Annotated in this window: 17 protein-coding genes; 9 read left to right on the forward strand and 8 right to left on the reverse strand. The window is 47.4% G+C overall.

The features are described from left to right. Positions 1–6 precede the first annotated feature (6 nt). Positions 7–543 carry an orange carotenoid protein N-terminal domain-containing protein gene (locus NIES2104_RS05795; protein ID WP_082689936.1) on the reverse strand — a complete coding sequence of 179 codons (537 nt, stop codon included), beginning with the start codon at positions 541–543 and terminating at the stop codon, positions 7–9. 155 nt (positions 544–698) lie between these two features. Here NIES2104_RS05795 and NIES2104_RS05800 point away from each other — a divergent pair, with 155 nt between their 5' ends. Beyond that, a complete protein-coding gene (locus NIES2104_RS05800) occupies positions 699–1,076 on the forward strand; it encodes a hypothetical protein (RefSeq protein ID WP_058996617.1) in 378 nt (125 codons plus the stop codon). Here the strand turns inward: NIES2104_RS05800 and NIES2104_RS05805 are convergent. Beyond that, positions 1,053–2,420, reverse strand: coding sequence for a hypothetical protein (locus NIES2104_RS05805; RefSeq protein WP_058996620.1), 1,368 nt, complete (start codon positions 2,418–2,420; stop codon positions 1,053–1,055). The genes NIES2104_RS05800 and NIES2104_RS05805 overlap by 24 nt on opposite strands. A 98-nt stretch (positions 2,421–2,518) precedes the next feature. Beyond that, positions 2,519–3,028, reverse strand: coding sequence for a transcriptional regulator NrdR (gene nrdR, locus NIES2104_RS05810; RefSeq protein ID WP_058996622.1), 510 nt, complete (start codon positions 3,026–3,028; stop codon positions 2,519–2,521). 335 nt (positions 3,029–3,363) lie between these two features. Here nrdR and NIES2104_RS05815 point away from each other — a divergent pair, with 335 nt between their 5' ends. Further along, positions 3,364–6,720: a response regulator gene (locus tag NIES2104_RS05815; RefSeq protein WP_058996623.1), complete on the forward strand. Its 3,357-nt coding sequence runs from the start codon at positions 3,364–3,366 to the stop codon at positions 6,718–6,720. A gap of 85 nt (positions 6,721–6,805) precedes the next feature. Then, positions 6,806–7,930: a hypothetical protein gene (locus NIES2104_RS05820; protein WP_058996625.1), complete on the forward strand. Its 1,125-nt coding sequence runs from the start codon at positions 6,806–6,808 to the stop codon at positions 7,928–7,930. Between the two features lie 39 nt (positions 7,931–7,969). Here NIES2104_RS05820 and NIES2104_RS05825 read toward each other — a convergent pair whose 3' ends face one another. Continuing rightward, entirely contained in the window at positions 7,970–10,534 is a 2,565-nt protein-coding gene (locus NIES2104_RS05825; protein ID WP_058996627.1) for a M1 family metallopeptidase, read from the reverse strand. Between the two features lie 338 nt (positions 10,535–10,872). Here NIES2104_RS05825 and NIES2104_RS05835 point away from each other — a divergent pair, with 338 nt between their 5' ends. After that, positions 10,873–12,075, forward strand: coding sequence for a HetZ-related protein (locus tag NIES2104_RS05835; RefSeq protein WP_058996630.1), 1,203 nt, complete (start codon positions 10,873–10,875; stop codon positions 12,073–12,075). A gap of 52 nt (positions 12,076–12,127) precedes the next feature. Here NIES2104_RS05835 and NIES2104_RS05840 read toward each other — a convergent pair whose 3' ends face one another. Both NIES2104_RS05840 and NIES2104_RS05845 read right to left on the reverse strand, forming a co-directional pair. Further along, on the reverse strand, positions 12,128–12,931 hold the full coding sequence (locus tag NIES2104_RS05840; protein WP_058996634.1) for a hypothetical protein: 804 nt from the start codon (positions 12,929–12,931) through the stop codon (positions 12,128–12,130). Positions 12,932–13,360: 429 nt separating this feature from the next. After that, entirely contained in the window at positions 13,361–13,921 is a 561-nt protein-coding gene (locus NIES2104_RS05845; RefSeq protein WP_058996635.1) for an HdeD family acid-resistance protein, read from the reverse strand. Between the two features lie 219 nt (positions 13,922–14,140). Between NIES2104_RS05845 and NIES2104_RS05850 the strand changes: the two genes are divergently transcribed. Beyond that, positions 14,141–14,509 carry a response regulator transcription factor gene (locus NIES2104_RS05850; RefSeq protein WP_058996636.1) on the forward strand — a complete coding sequence of 123 codons (369 nt, stop codon included), beginning with the start codon at positions 14,141–14,143 and terminating at the stop codon, positions 14,507–14,509. A 48-nt stretch (positions 14,510–14,557) separates the two neighbouring features. Here the strand turns inward: NIES2104_RS05850 and NIES2104_RS05855 are convergent, their stop codons facing one another. Both NIES2104_RS05855 and NIES2104_RS05860 read right to left on the reverse strand, forming a co-directional pair. Next, on the reverse strand, positions 14,558–15,265 hold the full coding sequence (locus NIES2104_RS05855; RefSeq protein WP_058996637.1) for a response regulator transcription factor: 708 nt from the start codon (positions 15,263–15,265) through the stop codon (positions 14,558–14,560). Between the two features lie 271 nt (positions 15,266–15,536). After that, on the reverse strand, positions 15,537–17,417 hold the full coding sequence (locus tag NIES2104_RS05860; protein ID WP_058996639.1) for a S8 family serine peptidase: 1,881 nt from the start codon (positions 17,415–17,417) through the stop codon (positions 15,537–15,539). Positions 17,418–17,817: 400 nt separating this feature from the next. Here NIES2104_RS05860 and NIES2104_RS05865 point away from each other — a divergent pair, with 400 nt between their 5' ends. The 4 genes from NIES2104_RS05865 (at position 17,818) to NIES2104_RS05880 (ending at position 21,575) form a co-directional block, all read left to right on the forward strand. After that, the gene (locus NIES2104_RS05865; RefSeq protein WP_058996642.1) at positions 17,818–19,398 is read left to right on the forward strand and encodes a hypothetical protein; all 1,581 of its coding nucleotides are present in this window, start codon (positions 17,818–17,820) and stop codon (positions 19,396–19,398) included. A 44-nt stretch (positions 19,399–19,442) separates the two neighbouring features. Beyond that, positions 19,443–19,904, forward strand: a complete 462-nt coding sequence (gene crcB, locus NIES2104_RS05870; RefSeq protein ID WP_082689937.1) for a fluoride efflux transporter CrcB — start codon at positions 19,443–19,445, stop codon at positions 19,902–19,904. Then, positions 19,901–20,329, forward strand: a complete 429-nt coding sequence (gene crcB / locus NIES2104_RS05875) for a fluoride efflux transporter CrcB (RefSeq protein WP_225895209.1) — start codon at positions 19,901–19,903, stop codon at positions 20,327–20,329. The genes crcB (NIES2104_RS05870) and crcB (NIES2104_RS05875) overlap by 4 nt, the downstream gene beginning before the upstream one ends. Positions 20,330–20,519: 190 nt before the next feature. Beyond that, the gene (locus NIES2104_RS05880; protein WP_058996647.1) at positions 20,520–21,575 is read left to right on the forward strand and encodes an NAD(P)-dependent alcohol dehydrogenase; all 1,056 of its coding nucleotides are present in this window, start codon (positions 20,520–20,522) and stop codon (positions 21,573–21,575) included. The last annotated feature ends 52 nt before the right edge of the window (positions 21,576–21,627 follow it).

Raw genomic sequence — 21,627 nt, forward strand, 5'->3', positions numbered from 1 at the left:
CGAGAATTATAAGCTTGCAGTCTTACCCGTTTCTGCTTGAGACGGAACCGCTTGAACCTCGGTGTATCCCATTTCGCTTGCCAACTCGCGCAACAGCGAAATTTGTTGCTCAAACTCAAACGCTTCGATCCGTTTCAAGAAATTACCGATCGCATCCGATTGTTGATATTCCGCAGGCATTCCGACCACTGTTTCACCCATTCCGACCGCCCACGCATACCAAACCAATAATTGATTGTTTTCTTTCAAAGCACCATAATCGCGAGAGTACTCAGTATCTGCCCGATTTACAATATCGCGCATCACTTGAAGCTGGTCTTGATGCGACAAGTTATAGAAATTGCCCAACAAAATCGGTGCTAGTTCCGGTTCTGCCGCTTGAGGAGCCGCAGGCGTGATCGAGTCGCCCATTTTTTCATAAACGTAGTACAGTAGTGCCAACTTATCATCAGCAGACAACTGATTAAAATCTTCGACCGCGCTTGTAAGACCTTCGCCCAAATAATCGGACGGATCGACGTTCTGACTTGCAGACTGAGGCATTGAACTTTCTCCATTAAAAACGTCATTCAAGACGTATCAGGCTTTACAGAAGAAAATCGCCCTTCTCTAGACCGACTTGCAAATCTATCTTGCGATCGCTGATCCCCACTCGAAAATCCAGTAAGGTATCAGCACGAAAGATAGGAGAATTTACTATGTCTGAAATTAATACTGAAGCTCAAACACATGACGCTGAACTGGTTGCTGAAGAAATCGCAGCAGGCGATCGACCCGCTCCGAAAGTAGATGTTTCTGCCGATTACGAAGCCGCTCAAGAATTTAGCCAAAGCAACGTTGATAAAGCTGGAAAAGGTCAAGAAGCCGCCGAAGCCGCAACTGCTCCTCACTTTGAAGCGCATTCGGCTGAAGAAACTGAGCTTCCGACTGATCATCTTGCATCAGAACCGACTGGCGACCCAGACTTGTACCGCGACATGGCGAAAGAGGTGAGTCATGGTTCGAGTGCAACCGGAAATGTCGATGATGACTTGGTGAAAAAAGCACTGGAACTAGGAAAACCGGGTGAGCATTAATTTGATCTGCGATCGACGAGAACGATTTTCCCGATCGTCACTCCGCTGTTGAGCATAAATGATGCCGATCGAGAGGGTGACGACGATCGCCAAAACTACCCCAACAATCCAATAAAAGCGGCGCTGATGTTTCGAGGATTTAGAATTCGCTGGAACAATCAGCGCTTTGATTTGATTGATATTGTGTGTGGTAAATGCAATTGCGGTTTGCTCTTCTCGCTCAGTTCTCAGTGCTAAAGCATCTCTCAAAGTGTCGTATCCAGTCGTTACTTCCTGCTGACAAAAAGCGAGTGTCCCTAATTGATGTAACGCCCACGATTCGGTGACTTCATCTTCAAGTGCCCACGATGCAGACAAACTCCAGCGCAAGAGTTTCGACCAACTTCCCCAAAGTTTCGCGATCGCAAACGCTCCTTCAATCGATCGAACAATTTCAATTACTTCTGTAAACCGTCGTTGATTCGCTGCCCATTGCACTGTAACCATGAGCAATTCGCGCTCTTGAATCAGGTTTTGCGGTCGGCTCCGAACCCAATTCAGTACATAAGCGAGAACCTTTTCCATCCAGCTTTCTGAGATTCGATACTGTCTCCAAAGTTTGTATCGTCCTTGATCAGCCTGAATAACGCGATTGAACTCTGAAACATTCGTAATTGCTGTAATTTGTTCTGCTGTTAGTGAGATTCCAACAGTCGCTAATAATTCAAGCACTGCTTGTTCTGGTTCAGTCACGGGTTCCAAATTGACCTCTGGATCAGAAAGCTCGATCGCAGTATTCGCTTGAAAAAATCGTCGGACAACAGACGCGATCGCAAATCGACTTTCCGGTAAAACTTGCTGAAGCTGCTCTAATTCTGCTGCCGTTAGGGTTGAATGACTGAGCAGAATCAATGATTGTCGATCGCTTAATCCCGATCGAATCTCTGCTCTCGACGGCTTTACATCCGAGGGCACGCGATACAACTGCTCAAAAATGATTTGGAGAAGATCTTCGAGCGGATCACTCAGATCCAGATAGAAAATTCCGTGTGGGTAAACCGCTTGAAGTTCAGACTTTTGGGAAAGCGATCGTAACAATTCAATCTTGGCGAATCCCAGTCCATGAACCTCGATCGATCGTCGCACTTTCAAAGCAGAGAACGCTTCAGGAATTGAAACTTCTGGATTTGAGAATGACAGGCTTGGAGTCATCGGCTCAAACGATCTCGTCTCTACTGAAATTTCTTGTAAGATCGCGCCATACTCAGAACCGATCAGTAACTCACATTCCTCAAGAATCAATCGATTCACAACAACGTGTCCTAGTGCAGTCTCAATTGTGCTGAAAAGGTCAGAATGAGACATAACTCGCACCAGTCAACTCTGCACTCGAACGTTTAATTTTGCTTCAAGGCGAAATCATGATAAGCCAATCAGCAAGAACTGTCTAGCCTCAGAGTAATCTAGTTTAGCGATCGCAATTGTGCCACGGCAAACTCGATCGAATTTGAGGGATCTGCCGGATCAGAACTCACTCGCGCTAACGTCGCCAAAAATTCCGTAATATTCTCAAATTCACAATACGCTGAAGCATACCGAATACAAGCCGCTTCACTCAACGGCTGCAACTCCCGCAGTACCAATTCACTAATTTCGCTGCTCGAAACCTCTCGATTCGTTCGCTGTTGCAGAATTGCCTCGATCGCGCTCACCACCGTCTCAACCTGAACTGTCCCGATCGCAGTTCGTTCGCAAATTCGGGTCAGTGATCGTACGAGTTTTTCTCGATCGAATCCTTCTCGGTTGCCATTTTCCTTCACCACCACAAGCGGCGCAAATTCCACCCGCTCATAGGTCGTAAACCGATGATTACACTTGAGACATTCTCGCCGTCGCCGCACACTTTGACCGCCCTCAGCAGCCCGCGACTCTAGCACTCGGTTTTCCAGATTATGACAAGCAGGACAACGCATAGATTTTGTCAGTGATGATCAGACACATCATACCGCTAGTGTAGCAACTCTGATAATTTTTTTGCTTTGCGCTATGGACAGCGGAAAGCTGGGTATTCTTCATCTAGACTTCATCTTTTGCCGTGAGATTGATCTTTCGCACCTCTCGATCTGATCACGATCGTACACTTGGGCGATTTAAATCACACGAATTCAGGGCATTGCCGTTAGAAATTCAGTGATTCAGGGCAACTTTACTAAAGCGAACCTCGTTAGTCATTCCCTGCACTAGCGAGTTCCAGCCCAAACGTAAGTCTTTGTCTGGGCGCATTTCACAATAGCTTGGCAACTGGCGCATGAAATCTCGTGATACTCAGAAGCAAAAATTGCTGGTCGTCGATGATGAACCGGATAATCTCGACCTCCTCTATCGCACGTTCTATCGAGAATTTAAAGTGCTAAGGGCAGAAAATGGTCCCTCTGCACTCGATATCCTCGCCAAAGAAGGCGATGTGGCAGTGATCATCTCTGACCAGAGAATGCCCATGATGAGCGGCACCGAGTTTCTCAGCCTGACTGCCTCCAAATATCCCGATATTATTCGCATTATTTTGACGGGCTATACCGATGTTGAAGATCTTGTCGAAGCGATCAACGCCGGAAAAGTCTTCAAATATGTGACAAAACCTTGGAGTGATACCGAATTGCGCGATGTGGTGAAAAGCGCGATCGATACTCACACGCTCTTAAGAACTCGCACCGAGGAACTTCGTCGCACCCTACAACGCGAATCGCTTCTAAATGCGATCACGAGTACAATTCGCAGCGCTCTGAGTTACGACGAAATCCTACAAACGATCGTCGAAACGATCGGGAAAAATTTCGAGGTTAGTGGCGCGATCGTTTGCCCTTTCCGCGATGGAGAAATCCAAGATCAAACCTTCACTTATTGGAATGCGGCAATGCCTCAGCCGGATTTGGCTCGGACGATTTGGGAAACGTACCAACTCGAAGCCATTCCCGATGTCGAACAGTGCGATCGCATTCAGCAATTGATTGATCGACAAGCAGCATACACAGCGGCAGATATCCGATCAACCTTAATCGTGCCGCTGATTTGCCAGCAGGAACTCATCGCCATTCTCGCCCTGCACGAATCTGGAAGAAATCGCGCTTGGCAACCCGAAGAAATCGATCTAATTCACACCGTCGCGGATCAAGCTGCACTTGCACTTTCGCAAGCACACAACTATGAGCAGGTTCGCGCTCTGGCAAAACGAGAAGCCTTGATCAATACAATTACAACTGCAATTCGATCGAGCCTTGATCCCCAAGAAATTTTCGCGGCAATCACTCAGCAACTCGGACAAGGCTTACAGGTGGATGGCTGTGCGCTTTCCCTCTGGACAGAAGATGATGAATTTGTTCAATGTGTGGGTTTGCACGATTCGAGTTGGGGTGATCAAAAACCTGCTGAAGCGTTTCTCCCACAATCGAGTGTGCCGATCGAAGGAAATCCAGTTCTGAAACAATTGGTCGCGACTCAACAGCCGATTATTCTAAACGATTTATCGCAGCACACAGAATTCAATGTCTCCGAGTTTCGCACTCCCGCCCGCGCACTCCTTGTCGTTCCGTTGATGGCAGACGGCAAGATTATCGGTAGCATTTCACTAAGACAGAATCATCAAGTGCGAAACTGGCAAGCTTCAGAGATTCAATTAGCACAGTCAGTCGCATCTCAAGCCGCGATCGCGGTTCAACAATCGCGTCTCTATCAAACGACTCGCCAGCAAGCCGAAAAGCTGCTACAACTCGATCGTCAAAAAACCGAGTTTTTCCAAAACATTTCTCACGAGTTCCGCACCCCGTTAACTTTAATGGTGGGACCGCTAGAAGGAGCCGTTTCTTCAGGTCAAGGACTTTCACCCGAACAATCCACGATCGCGCTTCGCAATTCCCGCCGTTTGCTCCGATTGGTCAATCAACTGCTCGATCTTCAGCGCTTAGATGCTGGAAGAATGCAGCCAAAATTCCAGCCCTGCAATTTAGCAGAATTCGTCAGTCAAATTGTCGAAACCTTCCGCCCGTACTGCGAGAAGAAAGGACTCATGCTAGTCACTCAGTTGGAACCCTGCCCAGATGTTTACCTTGATTTAGAAAAGTTTGACAAGGTTCTCTATAACTTGCTCTCGAATGCGATGAAGTTTACGCCTGCGGGTAAAACGATCAGTGTTGCACTCGAAGCGATCGACGATCGGTGCTGTCTAAAAGTTCGAGATACTGGAATTGGCATTCGTGCGGATCAATTGCCGCATTTGTTTGAGCGATTCCGTCAAGCTGAAGGCTCAGAAAACCGAAGCTTTGAAGGAACAGGTCTAGGACTCGCACTGGTGAAAGAACTGGTGGAAATGCACAACGGACAGATCAACGTCGAATCGGTTTACGGACAAGGAACGACGTTCACGATCGACCTAAAATTCGGTGCAAATCATTTACCCGCCGATCAGGTGATCAATGTTCAGACCGAAGTTCAGACCCATCGTGCAGCGGTTGAACTTGCAGATTTAGAAGTCGAACTCCAAGACGATCGCGATTCCGAACCTGCTCCGATGGTCGAACTATCGATTAATGAGCACCAACCGAGAATTCTCGTCGTCGATGACAATCCCGATTTGCGATCGTACGTTTCCGGTGTTCTCAGACAACAAGGCTATCTCGTCTGGACGGCTCGAAACGGTGCAGAAGGATTTGAGCAAGCGAAAGCGCATCATCCATCATTGATCGTGACCGATTTGATGATGCCGATCGTGTCGGGCTTAGACATGATCCGCATGATTCGCGCTCAAGACGATCTGAAAGGAACACCGATCGTTTTACTCACAGCAAAAGCCGATGAAGACACCCGCCTTGAGGGAGTCGAACGGGGTGCAGACGCTTACTTAGCAAAACCGTTTAACGATCGAGAACTACTGGCTGAAGTTCGCAACCTTCTTGCACTCAAAGAAAACGAACAGCGGGTTTCTCGAATCAATACTTATCTCACTGAATCGGTTCTACGGCGATTCCTACCGCCTTCAATGGTAAAACGCGCGGCTCAAGGTGATTTGACACTTGATCTGCGTCCTGAACCTCGAATGATTACAGTACTGTTTAGCGATATTGTCGGATTCACTCAGCTTTCTAATACTTTGCGATCGCGTCGAGTTGCCGAACTTCTAAATGAATATCTTAATGCGATGACTCGCTGTGTGTTCGATAACGGTGGCACTGTCGATAAATTCATGGGCGATGCAATTTTGGCACTGTTTGGTGCGCCAGAGGAACTCACCCCAAATGAGCAAGTCAGACGTGCGATCGCAACGGCTCGTCATATGTATCAGACGCTCGATCAACTGAATGCTCACTGGGAAGCGCAAGGAATCGATCGCGTTTCATTCCGTTGTGGGATTCATCAAGGAACCGCAGTCGTCGGAATGTTTGGTGGACAAGAGCGATCGGACTACACGGCAATTGGTCCAAGTGTGAACATTGCAGCCCGATTACAAGAAGCAGCGGCTCCGGGTGCGATTCTCATTTCGGCAGCAGTCGCGGATTATGTTGATGAAGACAACATCACTAAGGAAAGCCCGCTCAAGCTGAAGGGAGTCGATGAAACGGTGCTGACTTTCTCGGTGAGTCCGTATCTCGATCGAGTTCCGTTGCGGCATTGATTGCTGTGGAACAAAACAAGTGCGATCGCAGACCAGAGGTATAGGATAGAGTCGTTCCTGTTGCTTTTCTGGGTGAGATTTCAGCATGGCGTTTTCTGTTTCAACAAAGCGATCGAAAACTCAAGATTCTCCGACGTTTTGGCTATCACTGATTGCCGGATCGCTCGCTTTGCATCTTGTGCTGCTTTTGGTCGGTCGCTGGTATTTTTCACAAGCAGCAAGCGCTCCATCGGGAACAGGTCAAGCGCCGCTCGATTTTGTTGAAATTGATCCGACTGTGCCACCTTTGAAAGGGGCAAAGCCGATCGCGCCTTCTAACACGCAAACGGAATTACCCAAAGCAGCACCGCCCCAAGATTCGGTTACAGAACCAACGCAGGCTCCGAATACGATCGCGAATCTTCCGCGTCAGGCTGCACCAGAGCGATCGCTGCAACCTCGCATCACGCCTTCTCCAAGTCCCACACCCACGACTCCAAGCAATTCACAAACTGGACAGCTTCCAACTGAGCAACCAAAACCAACTCGTTCTCCTGCGCCTCGTCCGACAACTCCTTCAGCCCCGCCTACAGGGGGTACAAATTCAGGAACCTCGTCACCTGGTTCTTCTGGCTCATCACAGCCCAATGGTGGATCATCTGGAGGTTCAACGACACAACCTTCTGACAGTCCGAATTCTGGCTCATCACAGCCCAATGGTGGATCATCTGGAGGTTCAACGACACAACCTTCTGATAGCCCGAATTCTGGAACAACGCAACCCGGTGGATCATCTTCAAGCGGTGGAAATTCAGGCACATCGCTTTCTGAAGAGTCAACCTTTCAAGGCAAAATCGCTCAAACGTTGGAGCGAGATCCGAATGAACGGCAGAAGGATGGTGCACTCTCCATTACTGTGAAAAACGAGGCGATTCCTCCGATCACGCTTACGTTTCCTTCTCAACTTCCGGTTCAAGTATTGGATTTGAAAGTGTTTGTGGTGATGGATAAGGAGGGGCGCGTCTTCAAAACTGATGTGCGAGATGATAGTCCTTCGTTCCTAACGAATCCTGAATTGAAAGACCCTGAAGTCCGTGGAAATATTCAAGCAACTGTCGATCAATTGCTTGCCAATACAGACAACTTATTCGAGGTGAAACCGGAAGCGAATACGAGTCCTGACCAGTTATTTTCTCGAATTGCACAGATTCAACTGAAAGTATCTCGATAAAAATGAGGAGAGCAAATTCGATCGCTCTCCCGCAATTCATTACCCTTTCGTTTTCGCCTCTAGATTCTCAAGTCGGCTCTTCAGGTCTTGATTTTCCTTCTTGAGTTGATCGAGTTCTTCGCGCAGTTGTTTCACAGCTTTGTCTGAACCTGCATTTTTCTGAACTTTTTGGACAGATTCTTCAGCGATGCGGCGAACTCGACCATCAGGAGTTTGATCGGCAAGCGATTGCAGAATCCCGATCGCTTTTGTCGTTTCCATTTGTCCAAGCGAAACCGCCACCGCGACTTGAGTTAAAAAGAACGTTTCGCGTGACAAGGTTTTCAGCCGTTCCAAAATTCGCTCTACGTTGATCTTGTCTTGTCCAGTTGAAATCGGACCCAAAGCGCGAATTGCTGAAAGTCGAAGCGGTTGGGGCACTCCAGGCTGCGTATATTCCAAAATCAGATTGAGTGCCGCCTCCGAAGTTTTGAGTTGACTTAAAGCCCCGATCGCACCTGCTCTCACGACTTCATTCCAGCCCTGACGCTCTTTCAAAACTCTCTCAATCAGTTTCAGTGTTTCCTCTTCCGAAGATTCGCTCAGACCCGATGCCGCAACTTTTCCAAAGCTTCGGAGTGCAGTCGCTTCGACGTAGTAACTCGCATCGCCTTTTTCCACGATCGAGCCTAATGCCGCGTAACTTTCTGGAGTTGCAATTTGAGCCAGACATCCCGCGATCGTGCGTCTCACGCGTGCTTCTGGATCATTCAATCCTGCGATCACCGCTTCAACGGCTTGATCGAGTTTGATCGTCGCCAAGCTTTCTGCAATCTCAGCCCGGACACCCCAGAAATGATCGCGTTTCAATGCTTCAGACAGCACTCTCACCGCTTCGAGTCCGCCTTTTTTCGCGATCGCTTGTGCCGCATATAGTCGTGATACCGGATCAGAATCGTATTGCAATTGCGCTTTGAGTTCGGGCATTGGATACTCTAGCTCAACTGTTTTCAGGTGATAGTTATCGACATCAAAGCTAATAAAATCCGGTTTCTTTTCTAATGGAAAATAGAAGCTTTGTTCTTTCTCGTGAATGCGAACGGTGAACGTTTTTTGATCGACTTTGCCCGCATTCACGAAATTAATTCCGATCGGAATTCTCAGATCAAATAACTCTGATTGCGATTGTGATACCGTCACTTTTGCCAAGTTACTATCAGAATCCCAAGCATAATTTACTTTGAAATCAGGATGTCCACCGCGATAAACATATTGATCAAACAAGAATGTAAGATTGCGTCCGGTGGATTTTTCAATTGCTCTTAACAAGTCAATCGTTTCCACAGTTCGATGAGCATTGTCATTGAGAAAAGTCGCGATCGCGCTATAAAACAATTCGTCGCCCAACTCAGCGCGAATCATGTGATAAACACAAGAGCCTTTCTCATAAATGTGTCTGTCGTAAAGCTCGATCGCTTCTCGATACACATGAGTTACCAGCGATCGACGATACCGAGACGCATCTTCATCTAAATACTGTCGCGCTTGACCGAGTAAGTAATACAGCGCTTCTTCGCGTCCGTATTCCTCCTCGAACCACATCACCTCAGCATAAGAAGCCATTCCTTCTTTGACCCAAGCGTGTGACCAATGTTTGATCACGATCAAATCACCGAACCATTGATGAGCCAGTTCGTGAGCGACTAAACTTTCAGTACTGCGATTGTCGATCGCGGCTCGCCCGTCGAGCAAACAGCGATCGGTGAGCAAGGTCGTTGAAGTATTTTCCATACCGCCGAAAATGAAATCATCGACGCAAACTTGAGCATATTTCGGAAACGCATAGGGATAGCCGTATTTCTGACTGAAAAACTCAATCATCTGCGGCGTTTTACCCATACTCAGACGCGCTTGCTCTTCGCGCCCTTTCTCGACGTAGTAAGTGACAGGTTTACCCTGCCATTCGTCGCGCAGTTCAGCAAAATCTCCGATCGCTAACGTCATCAAATATGCCGGATGAATTTCTCGCTGATACCAATGAAAAATTCGAGCATCGCCTCGATCTTCAGTCGCAATCAATTCACCATTTGAAACGGCAATCATCTGCTTAGGAACCGCAACGCGAATTTCTGAAGTCGTTAACTGTCCCGGATAGTCAAAGCAGGGAAACCAGAAGCGCGAATCTTCATCCTCGCCCTGTGTCCAAACTTGAGTCGGCTTATTTGGATAGTCCTGAGTTGGTGCAATAAAGTAGAGTCCGCGCTGGGGCTTCTCGACGTGATACGCGATCGCTAGTTCAATCTTTTCACCAATCCGAGTCGGTTGCTTTAGTTGAATCTGTAGCTGTTCACCGTCGTAATCAAACTGCTGAGATATGTCATCGATTTTAACGGATTCAATATTCAGATTCACCGCATCGAGCGTTAAGCGATCGATTCCGTTACGAATCGGATTCAATCGAATCGTGCAAGTCCCTTGATAACTTTGATTCGGGATATCGAGGATCAGATCTAGGAAAATATGCTCGACTTGACCCGGACGATCGGGATTGTAGTGAGGACGTGCGCCCGGAAGCTCGAACGATCGATGTCCATTATCCGTGTCTAGCGAAAATTGATGAAGCATGGTCTATCTCTGATCCTACGATTTTCAAGTTTAGCGACAGTTCGATCGTTTGAACTCTCTGAGCCGCAAATTTAACGAGTGATTCGACCGCCGCAAACCGAGCCAGCATGGTAACTGGCACTCTCATCAGGGTACACTCGATCACAACCTTGAGCGATCCCAACTGCCTTGAATCACGAACATTTGGAACTTTGCTGCACTCAAACGGGACAAAAGCTTCAATGCTGTTTTCTTTAGCGCTCAGCCAACCGAGAAACTGACACACGCTTCGCGAAAATTTCCCGAAGCCTCGTCGATGCAGCGTGTAGCGACTGATGTATCTACCAAGACCGAACCCCATGAAAGCAAAGTCTACCAAAGTACCCCAGCCAGATTCCGCTCTGCTCACGGCACCAGATACCACAGATTCCCAAGTGAATCGTACTGAAGAACTGGCAAATCAACTGGCTTCCGAACTGGCGATCGAATTAAAGACTTCCGGAAATACGATCGCTTGTGTCGCACTCCGAATCGCCACCGAAGTCGATCGCATTTGTGCGAAAAGCGATCGGATTCAATCTTCAGGTCAAATTAGTTCATGGCGGCTCACACTCGCACGATATCGCTTGCAGAAATGTGTGCATTTCTATCAGCTTGGATCTCAACGGGGTCGAGTCGAATTACATAGCAATCTCAGCACGATGGTCTATCGCCCGATCGCGCCTGCTCATTTGCAATTAACGTTTCAAGCCCGCTACACACTGATTGAAGACTTTCTACAAGGGTTCTACACTGAATCACTCAGAGCTTTCCGCCGCGAAAATGAGCTTGCCGATAACTATCAGCCGCGTACCCGATTAGAACTCGCGGAATACATGGCATTCACTGAACAATATGCAAAACGGCGAATTACTTTACCCACTCAGCACAATCAGCAGTTAATTATTCTACGTGCTCAACGGTTTGCCAGTCGCCAACCTCAAGAAATTGCTGTGGACATCGAAACAGCAATGGAAACGGCAAAAAGCGATGAAACTGAAGCTTATGGACGTTCTGGAATCATGCAGATGATTCGCGAACAGATGGTATCAGAAAAAGCTGATCCCTCAGAATCGGTCTTGCGCGATCGCGTTGTGGTCGAACTGATTCACTACCTCGAATCTCAAGATCAAAAAGACTGTGTAGACTATCTCACACTGAAGCTTCAAGATCTCTCAGTCCCAGAGATTGACGAAATCTTAGGTTTAACGCCGCGCAAACGGGACTATCTACAACAGCGGTTCAAATACCATGTGGATAAGTTCATCACCTCTGGAAATTGGAAATTGGTGCATGAATGGTTAGGAGCCGACCTCGATCAAAACCTAGGATTGTCTCCGAATCAGTGGGAAGCCTTCACGGATACACTCTCTGAGGAACAACATCACCTGCTGGAATTAAAGCGATCGGGAGTCAGCGATCAGGAAATTGTGCAGATTCTCAAATGCACCGCAAAACAGCTACAAAAACGCTGGGGAACTTTGCTCGATTCAGCCAAACAGCATCGAAATCAAGCAAAGTAAGCGTTTAATTCTTGGTAGTGCGAATGGGATGGAATGATCCATCCCATTTTTTCTAGCGGCACAGCGTCGGAGCTTTCCGAGAACCAATATTGATGCGATTGAAGCTGGAGAGATTCAACGTCGAGGGACTATATGATCCTAAATTGCCTCGATCGCTCCATGCAGCAAGCTTTAGATATCCAGCCGGATCAAATGCTCGATTCTGTCTAGCAGCAGGATTCGCAAATCGAGCGGGAGGATTCACAACCCCAGTGACTGTATTACCTTGAACGGTTCCTGTGATGCACATTGAATCATCACTTGGACGCGCAAAGAACCCAACAATCTTATTTCCAGTTTTGGTAAACAGGAAAGTATAAGCTCCTTTCTCAAGCAATTGTTGATCAGTCACATTGAAAGAAGGTGCACCATTCCAGACTCGATAAGAACCATCTGCGAGTTCAGCGATCGACGCTCTCGCCTGAGATCCTTCCTGGCGACACACCAACAGATCATTGATCGGTTTGAAGCCTTGAGGATCGCTAAATCCGCGAAGTTCAGTCAAGTACTTCGGATCTTTCAGCATTCGATCGCGGGCGGCTGCCAATGTGGTCCTGTAGAAAATCATCGTGCGTTCTTGCTCGATCGTCACCGGAGGCTGATCCGCGCTGACCGGACTGGGCAAATTCACATATCTGAATGTGACATCTCCGCCTTTTTCTTCGACATCGAGCAGATTACGCATCCCCAAAGGACTGGGCTGATTTTCACGCGGCTGAATTTGGCAGCGGGTCACGACTTCAGCTTTTGCGGGAGACGATACAGCAAGAAAACTAACGCTTGCAAGTAAAACACCGAGATTGAGAAACTTGGACATAAGAAGCAATGAAAAAAACCTTTGAGATATTACGCGATTTTCAGCACATTGATGCAATTCGCGTCATAGAAACTTATGATTTTTCTGGTATTCACAATTAAAAAAGCTAGATCTCTCTGATTCTCGGAGACAGATCTAGCTTTTTAAGTCGAAGAAAAGCTCGGCGGCGTGAACTTTATCGATCGAGAATTATTCAGCCGCTAAGAAGATGTTTGAGAAAGTTATCGTTCGTTGCCACATCCCGCCCTGAAATGAATTTCGGGCTAATCGGTGCAAGTCCTTTAAAAAGGACTAAGAATTTGAAAATAACTCTTAGTCTACTGAAGTAGACTTTCCACCATTATCCCGAAATTCATTTCAGGGCGGGATGCAATCGAAGCGGAAAGGCTTTTTATACTTCTCAAATACCCTCTAACATCTAAATCCCACCTATGCAGAAGTTGCAGGATTCTGGGGTTGAGATTGAGGATTCAGAGAAAACATCACCCGTGACAAACCACTCGCAAAGATGCTCGCACCGACCAACGTTCCAAGCAACCAAGGTGCATTAAACGGATATTGAAACCAGATATAAGCTCCTAAACCTGCGGTCACGATCGCATTTCCAAGCAGCCACAGCCAGTTGTTCGCCTTGTCACGTAGACGAAGTGCTAGAACAAGCTCAAATCCACCTTCTGCCAGCAAGAAGCTACCTAGCAACAAGGTCAGCGTCAAGACTCCAGTCAAAGGAGCAACCAACAGCATCACGCCAGTCGCAATATAGAGCGCACTTAACAAAATCTTCCAGAGAAATCCACCTTGCTCACGAGTTTGTACCGCGTAAACGAGCTTTGTGAAACCTGCGGATAAGACGATTAGTGCAATCCAGGTCTCGCTCACCAAAGTTGAGAACACAGGCGCAACCGCACATCCCACTCCTAATGCAATCAATAAAATCCCTGTCCAAAGCGCACCATTTTTGCTCTTGGGTTGTTCAATACTGGTTGTCATAAAATTTTCTCCACTGCATGGATTAGTAACATTCATTAGAGTAGAAAAATGTTTATCGATCGATAAGTCCCGAAAGAAAGAGATTAGGATCAGTACAGCGAATCAGCACAAAATCTTTCTAGGGTATGACTGGTTTTCACTAAAGAAAAGCAACTATTAAAGGTAATCAGAATAACAATTCTGTAACGACTGTTTAATCTTATGTGAAGGGTTAAAGCTGTGTTAGAGCGAAAAGGGCGTAAAATACTGGCAGTTGATGATACCGCAGATAACTTATTATTGTTGCAAGTTTTCCTAGAGGCAGAAGGTTTCGAGGTCGAGGTTGCAAATAGTGGCAGCATTGCCCTTGATCGACTTCAGTGCTCATTACCTGATCTAGTTTTGCTAGATGTCATGATGCCAGGAATGAACGGGCTGGAAGTCACGCAAGAGATTCGATCGAACAATCGCACTCTGCCGATCTTGCTCATCTCTGCTCACGACAGGATGCAGGTACAGCCTGGATTAGATGCAGGTGCGAACGGATATATTCAAAAGCCGATCGACTTTACTCAATTGCTGTCTCGCATTGAAGCGTTAACCGCTTAATCCAGGGCGAATCGGATGAAATTCATCCGTGATGCACCCTGGCTTAAACTACTGGACTAATCCCGTTCTCAACGCACGAACCGCAACTTGGGTTCGATCATCAGCACAGAGCTTGTTCAGAATGTTCCGAACGTGAGTTTTCACGGTTCCAACAGTGATATATAGCTTTTCTGCGATTTGAGCATTACTGCAACCATCGACAATCAGCTTCAAGACTTCTAATTCGCGCTCTGTCAGTGGGTAAGCTGGAATAAAATCTTCGTCCGACAGTCGATTAATCGAAATCGTTGCTGCTTCGGGCGATTGTTGATTAGAAGTGTAAGCTTTTTGGGTTTGATGGAGAACCACTCGTGCGATCGCGGGATCGATCCAAGCATTTCCGCCTGCGGTTGTCTGAATTGCTTGAGCTAATTTATCAATGCTGGCATCTTTCATGCAGTAAGAATCCGCCCCCGCAGCAAACGCTGCTAGAACGGTATCTTCGCTATCCTGCATGGTCATAATCAGGATTCTCGTATTGGGAGATTCTCCCGCTGCTTGAGCTTGTTTAAACTGTTGCGTGAGATCAATTCCAGTGGAATCTGGAAGCCCGATATCCACGATCGCCACGTCGGGCTGAGAAGTTCTGAGCAATCTTAGCCCTGACTTAGCATCACGAGCATCTCCGATGACTTCAAACCCTTCTCTTTGCTGTAGAGCCGCTCGAATCCCCACACGGGTCAAATCGTGGTCTTCAATTAAAATGACTCGAATCATGCCTCTTGCCAAGCCTCAATATTATGATCAATGTCCGTTGTGGCTTTGTGATGCTACGACGGGTTTTATTAGTAGGAAGATTCTAGGTTGAATCTTGAAGTAGAGGGATCTATCTTGAGTGGTCACTATTTAGAGAGAGACTCTGCCTCCGGAGAGAGACATTTGATTGTTCTCAAGTTCAATTAGAGAGATTCATTAGGCTGGCAAGGAGTACGGGGTGCGACGGGTAGAACGGTTTGCCCGTCGCACCCCGAAAGGTTCAGTGATCCGATCAAGCAAATCCGCGATTGAGTGCCATTGCTCGACGGACGGCTGCATCCGCATTTACCATTCCGTTCCCAGTGAAGCGATCGTATCCCGTTGTTCCTAAATCGATCGCGCTCTGAGATAGAATCTGCTTGATTTGAGCGGCAGTCAGATTACGATTGGCGCTCCAGACCAGAGAAGCGACACCCGATGCATTTGGCGCTGCGGCAGATGTGCCATTAAAGCGATCGCCTTCTCCCATAAAGTAATCACTGACAGTCAACCCGTTTCCTCTCGCTGCTACTACTTCCGTCGGTGCCATCAGCGTCAGTCCATTGCCATACTGTGATCCCCACCAGTCATATTCAAGTCGCTGACCTGGATCACGCGGAATACCATCTCGATCGACGGTTCCCCAAGACGCTCCGACAGCAATCACATTGCCGTACAGTGATGCCAACGTCGCAGGATAAGCAAGCCCTTCTCGCCCTACATTCCCAGTATTACCAGCAGCAATCACAAACAACACATTTGGATTGTTCGCTACCATTTCGTTCAGAGCAGGATACAAGTCAGTAATGCCAAAGGTAGACCAGCCCAAACTCATGTTGATCACCAAACGCTGATTTGTGCGATTTGCTTCAGTGATCAGCGTCTGGGTTGCTTGAACCAGTGAGTGATCGGTCGCATCCCCACCCAGGACATCGACTTGAAAAACTTGAGAATTCCAGTTGATCCCACTCATGCCGATGCCATTATTGGTCGCTGCCGCGATTACCGATTGAACAGCCGTTCCATGTGAGTCATCGCCGCGATCGATGTCCTCGTCATAGTAGTTGTTTGCTGGATTGCCCGTCAGCCTCAAATCTGCGTGAATTCTGCCATTGCGATCAGTTGCGAGTCCAGTGTCTTGCACACCGATTGAGACTCCTGTAGAACCAGTTGTAAAACGCCACGCATTGTGAACGCCCATCATGAATAAGTTCCACTGCTGATTGAACAAGGGATCATTCGTGGTGACAGAAAGATTGATTGTGCGATCGGCAAATTGAATCGCGTCAATTCCTTCAAATAAAATCTGCCGTCCATCGCTGAAGTTAATCGCATCAAAAATACGGCTTCCTGTTCCCGAATTGTAAGCAACTCCGCCCGAACCAGAATTGGCAAAATTGAGGCTTACGCTAGTGGATGCGATCGATGAAAGATCTAATCGATCGCGAGAACCGCTCCCAAAATCGACGTTTCCAAAACCAGAAATGACCGTTCGAGTAGCAGTGGGGCGAACGGTAAAGCGATCGGCTCTGAATGTTCCAGTGATGGTATCAGTAGTGCCGTCTCCTGCCCCACCTGCATTAATCGATAAGGTGTAAGGCGTACTGTTCGCGCCGTTGAACGAGTAGACCCGGATAAAGTACGTTCCAGCGCTCAACATTCGCACGATCGGTTCATTGCTTGTGCCCGATCGATTCGAGGTTGCGATCGTGGTTCCTGAACTGTCTAACAGTTGCAAATCGGCATCTGCACTGAGATTGTTCAGCGATAGATTGAGATTGCCAGCACTCACAAGATTGAATCGGAAAAAGTCGTTGGTGTCTGTGCGGCTGATACTGTCTGACCAGTTGCGAACTCCCCAGGTTAAGGTACCGAGATCATGCGCGGTCGATCGCGTATTGCCGGGATCAGTTGTGCTAGTAGTTGCTTGCACTCTGGGGCTAGAAGCCGTATTGCTACTGATGGAGAAAGGACTAAATCGAGCCATTCGAGGTGTGAGAAAATTGCTCGATCGAGGATGTAACCCGCCTTGCCCCCGGTTGTAAAAGATTTCATCACTGCTTTGAGCGAAAGACATCGAGAAATTCCGGTAGTCGTTCAGCCCGACTCCGTTCTGCAAACTGTTTTTAAACATGAAACGCTTGACCGATTTACCTAAAAATGGAGGGCGGTTTCTGATTTCTCAGCAAGAACTTTGAAGTTACTTGCGATACACTGGGCGGCAAAGCGCGGTTCCAAACAGGTTTAATCGATGGGAGGGGACTTCCCGGAACTCTTGTTGCATCTATAACATGGGCATTTAGAAGGATTGCGTAGATGCTCAACGGGGAACTTCATGAGAAGTTAATCTTCGATCAGTATCGACGGCTAAAGCGCGAAGTCTTACAGGCAATAGCAGGTATCACGATCGTAAAAGTCTTTTAACCTTCAAAATCGACTTGAGTAAATATAAATTGAGAAATCGATCAAAAGTGGCGATTGCTTGTTTACTTAAATTGGCTGATACAGCGTTTTGGCGTACTGAGGAGAGGATTATGGCAAAAACCGTAAATTCAGCGATGATTGATGATAAGACTCCACCCGATGTCATCATTCGAGCAGAGCCGCGTCAACCTGAATCTGATCCGACCTTGGGCATTCCAGTGCAAGTCGATCGACAAAGTACCCCGAAACATCGATTAGTGACGATCGGAGATTCGCTCACGCATGGGTTTCAAAGTGGTGCAATTTTTCACACGGATCTTTCCTATGCGGCGATGATTGCTCATGAACTGGGTTGGAAAGAGTTTCGCTATCCCACCTACAACAGTCCAGGAGATGGCTTACCGCTCAATCTAGAAGCGTTAGCTCGAAATTTAGAAAAGCAAGTAGGCGATGAGCTAACCTGGTGGAAAATTCCCTCTGCACTGCTGGAAACACGAAAGTTTCTAGACCAAAGTGAGGACTTCTGGGAGCGTGGAGCCGGATCTCAATTCTCAGCTAGAGGTGAAATCAATCATAATCTAGCTGTCTATGGTTGGGATTTGCGGAATACTTTGTCTCGCAATGCTGATATTTGTCTGGATATCTTACGCAGCAGTCCACTAAAAGATAACTTCATTAGACAAGTGGTGGATCATCACAATGAACGTTCGGCAGTTCGTGTCTTGAACACAGCACGCGATGCAAATGGAAAAGCACTATCACCGCTTCAAGCTGCACAAGCTTTGTCGGATGAAGAAATTGAGACGCTGATTATTTTTATCGGTGCAAACAATGCTTTAGGAAGTATTCTGACGTTCAATGTGCAATGGTCGGATGTGGGTTACGATGACATGGATATTAACGATCGCTACACGGTTTGGCGACCGATTCACTTTCAGGCAGAGCTTGATCAAATTGTCGAACAAGTGAAGCAAATTCGCGCCCGTCACGTCATTTGGTGTACAGTCCCGCACGTCACGATCGTTCCTTTTGCCCGTGGAGTCGGTGAGAAAGTGACTCCCCAATCCCGCTATTTTCCCTATTACACGTTGTTCTGGATCAAAGATGAACCTTTCAAACCTTCTAAGCATCCTCATTTAACTGCAAATGAAGCAAGAGCGATCGATAGTGCGATCGATCAATACAATGATTCAATTGCGAACGCAGTTCGAGAAGGTCGCAAGCAAGGAAAAGATTGGTACTTATTTGAAATGGTAGAAGTGCTCGATCGATTAGCATCACGCCGCTTTTTTAATCAACCTCAAGTACAGCCAGAGTGGTGGTCTCCGTATGAACTACCGCCTGCACTTCAAGCTTTGAACCCTGTTCCTGATTCACGCTTTTTCCGCTCGAATGCACGCGGACGGATTGAAGGTGGATTGTTCTCGCTCGATGGTATTCACGCAACGACAGTCGGCTATGGCGTGATTGCACAGGAATTGATTAAAGTGATGCAGACTGCTGGAATTGATTTTTATGATGCGCAAGGACAAAAGCGATCGGGAGAAGTGCAGATTGATTTCGATCGATTAACTGCGATCGATACCTTAGTCTCCCGACCGCCTCGACTGATTCAAGATGTGATCAATCTACTGAGTTGGTTCGATAGTACCTTTGGCGTAATGAACAATGTTCTGAAATCTAATTACTAGAAGTGTGACCTGTCTCTCACATTGTTCTGTTTCAGGAGCTGGTCATGATTGCTCGTTCACCGATCTTGCTGTCGTTTGGAATATTCGGATTGCTCAACTCGTCAGATTCGATGCTGAGTACGTCAATTGCAGTGAGTTTGGGAGCGATTCCCGGTGCATTAAGCCGCTACTATCTAACGGTTCTATTAAGTCGATGGCTCGGAGACGATTTTCCCTATGGAACATTTTCTATCAATCTCACTGGGTCACTGTTGATGGGCTTCTTTGCGACTCTTGCGATCGAGCACTTTATCACGTCGCTAGAATTGCAGCTCCTGATCACGACAGGATTTCTCGGTTCCTACACTACGTTTTCGACCTATGCACTTGATACTTCAGTGTTGCTCCGAGGACGTAATCGCGCCAAAGCTTTGTTCTACTGGCTAGGTAGTTCGATCTTGGGTGGCATTTGTCTTGGAATCGGGGTTGCATTTGCCAAATTGCTTTTATGGAGAACCGTATCGTGAATGGGTCGCAAAAAGGCGGGTCAATCTTACGTTCCCCGAATGGCAATATTAGAGTGCCGATCGCCATTAGCTTCGGTGCGGTTCCAGGAGCCTTGAGCCGTTACTTTCTTTCGGCGATCGTGAATCACTGGCTTGGAACTGCTTTTCCGTTCGCCACGTTTTTCATCAATCTTTCTGGTGCATTGATCATGGGCTTTTTCACCAGCCTTGCTGTCGATCGAAGGATTACTTCTCCAGAGGTGCGGTTGATTGTTGCAGTCGGGTTTCTAGGATCATACACAACGTTTTCTACTTACACTTTGGATCTTGGAAGACTACTAGAAACCGGGAATTGGCAGTTGATTGCTTTGTATTGGACAGGGAGTACGGTGCTGGGCTTATTGTGTTTGGAACTTGGGAGCTATGTTGCGCAGAGGTTGCCATGAGCAGGTGGAAACGTTTCTAAGATCAAAGTCAGAGTACGTCCATAAAGAACCTGACTCATACCAGATTGATTTGGTATCACTTGCTCCAGAAGATAGATGAATGATTATCAGAGGACAGCGATGATTTGCAGTCGCGACCCGCAACAACATCCTCTGCCTACACAAGCATCAACGACAGGAGCCTGAATTTATGTACAACTCAAAAGCTTACTCTGCTGCCAGTGCAACTGCATCGCTCGCTGCCGACACGATCGAGCGTCGTGACCTGACCGAAACCGATGTCCAGATTGAAATCCTTTTTTGCGGCATCTGTCATTCTGACCTGCATATGGTGCGAAACGAGTGGAGCGGTGTGCCTACGGTTTACCCGATCGTTCCTGGTCATGAAATTGTGGGTCGCGTTACGCAAGTTGGCTCAGCCGTGTCTCAGTTTAAGTCTGGCGATCTGGTTGGAGTTGGCTGCATGGTCGATTCGGATGGTACCTGTCGCCAGTGCAAAGAAGGGTTTGAGCAGTTCTGCCCAAGTCTGACTCTGACCTACAACTCCCCAGACAAACATCTAGGAGGAGTAACCTACGGAGGCTACTCGGATGGCATCGTCGTTGATCAACGCTTTGTGCTGCGTGTGCCCCCAAATCTCGATTTGGCTAGTGTTGCGCCGCTTTTGTGTGCAGGCATCACGACTTATTCACCACTGCGTCATTGGGGAGTCACTGAGGGTAAAAAAGTAGGCGTAGTGGGTCTTGGCGGATTGGGGCATATGGGGGTGAAGTTTGCTCGTGCGATGGAAGCGCATGTTGTCGTCTTTACTACGTCTCCCAACAAAAAAGAAGACGCGCTGCGACTGGGTGCGGATGAAGTCGTAGTTTCCCGTAACGCCGATGAGATGCAGCAGCACGCAGGCAGTTTTGACTTCATTCTTGATACAGTCGCTGCCGATCATGACATTAACGCTTATCTTAACTTGCTGACTCGCGATGGCAATATCACGCTCGTGGGTGCACCTCCAAAGCCTCTGGAAATTGCAGCGTTCAGCTTGATCATGGGGCGGCGCAATCTCTCTGGCTCTAACATCGGCGGCATTGCTGAGACTCAAGAGATGCTTGATTTTTGCGGCGAACATAATATTACTTCTGATGTTGAAGTGATCCCAATTCAGCAAGTCAACGAAGCTTACGATCGCTTACTCAAGTCCGATGTGAAGTACCGCTTCTCGATCGACATGGCATCTCTGAAATCTGCATAACCAAAGAAGCTGTGAAAGTTCGAGTATGGCACTTTCACAGCTTTCTCCAACC

Origin of the sequence: Leptolyngbya sp. NIES-2104, from assembly GCF_001485215.1 — a bacterium.
Classification (GTDB): Bacteria; Cyanobacteriota; Cyanobacteriia; order Leptolyngbyales; family Leptolyngbyaceae; genus Leptolyngbya.